The 6030-nt window shown below is 65.5% G+C and carries 7 protein-coding genes; 3 read left to right on the top strand and 4 right to left on the bottom strand.

Features of this window, described 5'->3' with window-relative positions; all coding sequences use genetic code 11:
• Positions 1–1434 (top strand): acetyl/propionyl/methylcrotonyl-CoA carboxylase subunit alpha (locus QOJ24_RS04185; protein WP_526259401.1); only part of this gene is annotated, 1434 nt, incomplete at its 5' end.
• A gap of 19 nt (positions 1435–1453) precedes the next feature.
• On the opposite strand, the gene QOJ24_RS04180 is transcribed toward QOJ24_RS04185, so the two are convergent.
• Together QOJ24_RS04180 and QOJ24_RS04175 are read right to left on the bottom strand one after the other, a co-directional pair.
• The gene (locus tag QOJ24_RS04180) at positions 1454–2149 is read right to left on the bottom strand and encodes an SDR family oxidoreductase (protein ID WP_526259399.1); all 696 of its coding nucleotides are present in this window, start codon (positions 2147–2149) and stop codon (positions 1454–1456) included.
• A gap of 78 nt (positions 2150–2227) precedes the next feature.
• Entirely contained in the window at positions 2228–3664 is a 1437-nt protein-coding gene (locus QOJ24_RS04175; protein WP_526259397.1) for an RNA-guided endonuclease TnpB family protein, read from the bottom strand.
• Between the two features lie 228 nt (positions 3665–3892).
• On the opposite strand from QOJ24_RS04175, the gene QOJ24_RS04170 reads away from it, so the two are divergent.
• Entirely contained in the window at positions 3893–4129 is a 237-nt protein-coding gene (locus QOJ24_RS04170) for a hypothetical protein (RefSeq protein ID WP_526259395.1), read from the top strand.
• Here the strand turns inward: QOJ24_RS04170 and QOJ24_RS04165 are convergent.
• A complete protein-coding gene (locus QOJ24_RS04165; RefSeq protein ID WP_526259394.1) occupies positions 4113–4667 on the bottom strand; it encodes a nucleotidyltransferase family protein in 555 nt (184 codons plus the stop codon). The genes QOJ24_RS04170 and QOJ24_RS04165 overlap by 17 nt on opposite strands.
• A 245-nt stretch (positions 4668–4912) precedes the next feature.
• Here QOJ24_RS04165 and QOJ24_RS04160 point away from each other — a divergent pair, with 245 nt between their 5' ends.
• Positions 4913–5356 carry an STAS domain-containing protein gene (locus tag QOJ24_RS04160; protein ID WP_526259392.1) on the top strand — a complete coding sequence of 148 codons (444 nt, stop codon included), beginning with the start codon at positions 4913–4915 and terminating at the stop codon, positions 5354–5356.
• Here the strand turns inward: QOJ24_RS04160 and QOJ24_RS04155 are convergent.
• A partial coding sequence (locus tag QOJ24_RS04155) for an RNA polymerase sigma factor SigF (protein ID WP_526259390.1) occupies positions 5312–6030 on the bottom strand: 719 nt, incomplete at its 5' end. The genes QOJ24_RS04160 and QOJ24_RS04155 overlap by 45 nt on opposite strands.

Genomic DNA, 6030 nt, shown 5'->3' with positions numbered 1-6030 from the left:
GACAAGGTGAAGGCCCGCCACATCGCCGAGAAGGTCGGCGCCCCGCTGGTCGCCGGCACCAAGGACCCGGTCGACAGCGCCGACGAGGTGGTCGCCTTCGCCAAGGAGTACGGCGTGCCGATCGCGATCAAGGCGGCCTTCGGCGGCGGTGGCCGGGGCATGAAAGTGGCCCGCACCATCGACGAAATCCCGGAGCTGTTCGAGTCGGCGACCCGCGAGGCGGTCGCGGCGTTCGGCCGCGGCGAGTGCTTCGTGGAGCGCTACCTGGACAAGCCCCGCCACGTCGAGGCGCAGGTGATCGCCGACCAGCACGGCAACGTCGTCGTCGCCGGGACCCGCGACTGCTCGCTGCAGCGCCGCTTCCAGAAGCTGGTCGAGGAGGCGCCCGCGCCGTTCCTGACCGACGCGCAGCGCAAGGAAATCCACGAGTCGGCCAAGCGGATCTGCAAAGAGGCGCACTACTACGGCGCCGGTACGGTCGAATATCTAGTCGGCCAGGACGGGCTGATCTCGTTCCTCGAGGTCAACACGCGTCTGCAGGTGGAGCACCCGGTCACCGAGGAGACCTCGGGTATCGACCTGGTCCGCCAGCAGTTCCGCATCGCCAACGGCGAGACCCTCGACATCACCGAGGACCCGACGCCGCGCGGCCACTCGATCGAATTCCGCATCAACGGCGAGGACGCGGGCCGCGGCTTCCTGCCCGCCCCCGGCCCCGTCACCAAGTTCGAGGCGCCCCAGGGTCCGGGCATCCGCATGGATGCAGGTGTCGAAACCGGTTCGGTGATCGGCGGTCAGTTCGACTCGATGCTGGCGAAGCTGATCGTCACCGGCGCCACTCGCGAGGAGGCGCTGGAGCGGTCCCGCAGGGCGCTGGACGAATTCACCGTCGAGGGACTCGCCACGGTCATTCCGTTTCACCGTGCGGTGGTGTCCGACCCGGCGTTCATCGGCGACGACAACGGCTTCACCGTGCACACCCGCTGGATCGAGACCGAGTGGGACAACACCGTCGAGCCGTTCACCGGCGGGGATCCGGTCGACACCGAGGACACCATCCCGCGGCAGACGGTCGTCGTCGAGGTGGGTGGCCGAAGGCTCGAGGTGTCGCTGCCCGGTGATCTGGCAATCGGCAACGGTGGCGGCGCCGCAGCGCCCGGTGTCGTGCGCAAGAAGCCCAAGGCCCGCAAGCGCGGTTCGCACGGAGGGGCCGCGGCATCCGGTGACGCGGTCACCGCCCCGATGCAGGGCACCGTCGTCAAGGTCGCCGTCGAGGAGGGTCAGGAGGTCGCCGCGGGCGATCTGGTGGTCGTACTCGAGGCGATGAAGATGGAGAACCCTGTCACCGCCCACAAGGACGGCACCATCACCGGCCTCGCGGTCGAGGCGGGTGCCGCTATCACGCAGGGCACGGTGCTGGCCGAGATCAAGTAGCGGGCTGGAAAAAGCACACCTAGTCCGGCGTCACCAGGCTGCGCTCCTCGAGCGCGGTGCCGAAGTACGTGGCCTTCGGGTCGACGACGACGGTCTTGGTGATGCCGCGACGCGCCAGCGAGTCGCGAGCCATCTGCTCGAACGAGATCTTCTGTGGCCCACCGATGTTCACGTAGCCGTTGAGCGGAGCGGCGACGGCCGCGCGGGAAACGACGGATGCCACCTTCCAACCCGGGATGGGCTGAATCAACGCGTCGGGAACACGAACCTCGTCGCCCTCGACCAGCGAATCGGTGATCTGGTCGGTGAACTCCTCGAACTGGGTGGCCCGCACCAGCGTGTACGGCAGACCCGATTCAGTGATGATCTTCTCCTGGGCGACCTTGGCGCGCAGATAGCCGCTGCCGGGAAGGCCGTCGGTTCCGACGATCGACAGGGCGACGTAGTGACCGACCCCGGCCTTCGTGGCTTCCGACACCAGGTTGGTGGTCGACGTGGCGAAGAAGTTCATCACCGGACCGTCAGAGAAATCCGGCGAGTTGAGCACGTCGATCACGGCGTCTGCGCCCGCGAGCGCATCGGCGAGTCCCTCGCCGGTGAGAACGTCGACGCCGGTGCGCCGGGATGCCGCGACCACGTCGTGGCCGTCGGCGGCGAGCCGGTCAACGAGCATGGTTCCGATCAGGCCACTGGCCCCGATCACTGCGATCTTCATGCCTACTATTAAAGCGTGTCGAACACTTCCAATAGTTCTGATGAGTGTGCGGCACCGCCCTTCTCGGGCGTCGTCGGTTCAATCCGCCGGGGCGATGTGAATGTCAGTTCCCGCGTCAACCGGGCTGGTTTCACCGGCACACGAGGGGTGCTGGTCAGGGCCGTCCCGTCGGCGGGCATTGGTGGCCCGGCCCCGTTGCTTGGGGGCCCGGGGTTCGAGTGAAGCATTATGGTGCTGCTGGGCCCATCGGGCCAAGTTCGTCGCCGCGTTGCGGTCACGATCCATGGAATGGCCGTTGGCGCAGGTGAACATACGATCAGCCAGGCTCAAATTGGTGCGGCGGTCTCCGCAGATTGAGCAGAGCTGACTTGACGGATACCAGCGGTCGGCTTCGACGAGCTGGCCGGCGCGCCAAGCCTGTTTGTACTTTATAAGGCGCGCGAACTCGGCCCACCCGGCGTCGGAGATGGCCTGGGCCAAGCGGCGGTTGGCCAACATCCCATGCACGTTCAGGTCTTCGATGACGAGCCGGTCGTGGGTCTTGACCAGCTCGTTGGACACTTGGTGCAGGAAATGCCGACGCACATTGGCGACGTGTTCGTGATGCCGGCCGAGACGGGTGGCGGCATCCTTGCGGTTGTGTGATCCCTTCTTCTTGCGTGACAACGATTTCGCCAGGCGCCGTTGGTGTTTCATTCCGGCGGCCAGGGCCTTAGGTGCATCAGCGATGTTGGCCACCTCAGTACCGTCCACGCGGGCGGCAACAAGAAACGCCGACAACCCCCGGTCGACGCCGACCCAGCCGGTGTCATCTATGGGGTCGCGACACGGGTGCTGCAGGTTGGTGTGCAGGTCGGCGGCCTCGACGTTCAGCGACACCCACCACCGGCCACCGTGGTCGCTGACGGTCGCGAAGCAGATCTTGGCCCGACCCTTGGCGAGCATGCGCCGCAGCCGGCGGGTGTCATCGTGCACGCCGATCTGTCCGAGGCCGGGCAGAGTAACCGAACGAGGACGGCTGTGCTCTCCGACCCGGATCGCCGGTGGTTTGCCCTTGCAATGCTTGCTGCGCAGCCGAAAAGACGGGATGTCCCCGGTCTTTTTCTTGAACCGCGGGAACCCGACCCGATTGCCTTTGCGCTTACCTGAGCGGAAATCAGACCACGCCGCCAGGCCCTTGCCGAGGTCAACGGCGGCTTCCTCGAACACCTGCTGACACACCTGACGCCGCCATGACAAGCCCGTTACCGCCACCTCGACAATGCCTCGGGTATCGACGGTGAACACGCGGCCGGCGTCCTCGGTTTTCTTCCACGCGTTGAACGCATTGATCAGATCAAATCCGGTCCACGGCACCTCGACACCGATATCGGTCTTGCGGTCAGTCAGTGCGGTTTTCACCATTCGTAAGCACTGGTTAAACGCGAACCGGGACGCTCCCGCATGCCGGGCCAGCACCTCGGCCTGCTCGACCGTTGGGTCCAAACAGAAACGGAATGTGGTGTGCCGGCTCATTACCGGTGACCATCCCACAGCACACCGACAACACCCTGGCCAGCGCCGATGTGTCGGACCACCTGATCACAGGTGGCATGTGACCCGAATTCGGTCGGCGGCCACAATACAGACCCGACCGCCGCTACGAGATCACCCTCCAAGCGCACGAAGGACTCGTACCTCAGCCAATCGGCCTTCTGCTACGGAGACTCGACTGCAGCGAGTTGTTCGATACGCTTCAGACTCGTGGAACCGGTGGAAATCAATGCCGGCGCTTGGTATCTGCGTGGTGTGTCGTCCGACACCGGCTTCCGATGGGACGTGTGTGAGCCGGTCTCAGGTGAAATCGTCGCCCAGGTGAGCCTTGATCCGGATACCGCAACGATGTCCTCCTTCGGCGACGATGCCGATGCGATCGAGGCGGCCGAGCAGGCCGTCCGCCGTTTCGCAGCCCAGGCCCTCGGCGTCACCGTTGCTGATTGACGTCGATATCGGCACCGGTCGCCAGATCGGCGCAGTCCACCCACGCCACATCGGTGCGGGAAGCCAGAAACGACCGCGCACCCTCGTCGCCGTGCAACGACGCGACCAACTCCGGCCAGTGCGCACGCGCGATGACAACAGGGTGCCCCGGCCGTCGTCCGTACCCGGCCCGAGCGATGCCTGAGGGCGAACCACGGGCGGCGGATAGCACGCGCCGCACCACGGCGGCGCCGATGTCCGGCGTGTCGACGGTCATCAACACGGCATGGTCGGCCGAACCCGATTCCAGCGCCGATATGCCTGCTCGCAGCGAAGCGCTCATCCCCTCCGCCCAGTCGGCCGCGAGCACGGGACGCGCCGGGGCGGGTACGTGGACAATTGCGGCGCCCAGAACCACGATGACGTCGTCGCAGCCGCCGTCTTCCAGCGCCAAAATCGCTGAGCGCAGCCACCTTCCGCCTTCTGCAAGAACTTTCGGCATGCCGAATCGAGTGCCGGCCCCCGCTGCGAGGACCACTCCGGCGGCGCGCTCGGCCATACCACCAGTGTCCGGCCGACACGCCGCGCTGACCAGGCTTTATTAAAATCCGCCGCCAAGATTGATCAACGGGCGCACTTGAGCGTAGGGTCTAACCAGGTTGAGTTTCCAGCCGCGGGATACGTCATCGACGTGCATGCGCAAATTTGCCGCAACTTGCACCGATGGGCTTTGAGGATCCAGGGCCTTACTTTTGACGCGAACCACAGTCCACAAAATTCTGCGACTGATGGAGTCACATAAAAATGTCCACAGCTTTTACGACCCCTCGCCCCGTCGACCGCACGGAGAGCACCACCGCGACCTTCACGACGCGACGGCTCGAGCCGTCGGTTTCGGTCATCACCGCACTCGGTGATCTGGACGCGTCCAACGCCCAGGAATTCGTCGACTACGCGTTACGCGATGCCGACCGCACCGAGCGCCTGGCACTCGACCTGACCGGGCTCGACTTCTTCGGCACCGCCGGCTTCTCCGCGTTGCACACGCTGAACGTCCGGTGCGCGAGCGCGGGTGTCGAGTGGGTTCTGGTACCCAGCAATGCAGTCAGCCGGGTGATGAAGATCTGCGACCCGGATTCGACCCTGCCGGTCGCGGCCACCATGTCCGCCGGGCTGGTGCATCTTCGCGCCGACCAACGTCGGCTACTGCAGCTGGTCTCGGAGCCTAGTGAGGGATTTCGCGAGTAGCCGGGATACATGCATCTGTGAGATGCCGACCCGCTCGGCGATCTGAGTCTGGGTGAGTGATTCGAAGAACCTGAGCACCAGCACGGTTCGCTCGCGTTCCGGCAACGCCTCGAGCAAGGGCCGCAACGCTTCTCGATTCTCGATCTGGTCCAGGCTCAGGTCGACGTCGCCAAGCGTGTCGGCGATGGCGGGCGCATCCTCGTTGCCGCTGCCGCCGCCGCTGTCGATCGAGAGCGTGTTGTACGAACTGCCCGCCACCAGACCCTCGACGACCTCGTCGCGGTCCATGTCCAGTTCGGCGGCGAGTTCCGACGGCGTCGGCGCACGGCCCAGCCGCTGAGACAGGTCGGCAGTCGCCGCTCCGAGCCTCAGATGAAGTTCCTTGAGCCGCCGCGGCACCTTCACCGACCAGCTGTTGTCACGGAAGTGCCTACGGACCTCACCCATGATCGTCGGCACCGCGAACGAAACGAAGTCCGAGCCAGCGTCGACGTTGAACCGGATCACGGCATTGACCAGACCCACCCGGGCGACCTGAACGAGGTCATCGCGCGGCTCGCCGCGTCCGTCGAAACGGCGCGCGATGTGGTCGGCCAGCGGCAGGCAACGCTCGACGATGCGGTCCCGTTGGCGGCTGAACTTTGCCGAATCCTCTGACAGCGCCTGCAATTCGC

Source organism: Mycobacterium sp. (genome assembly GCF_032159775.1).
GTDB lineage: Bacteria > Actinomycetota > Actinomycetes > Mycobacteriales > Mycobacteriaceae > Mycobacterium.
Note: the sequence above shows the minus strand (reverse complement) of the source record. Positions and strands in the feature narration are given on the sequence as shown.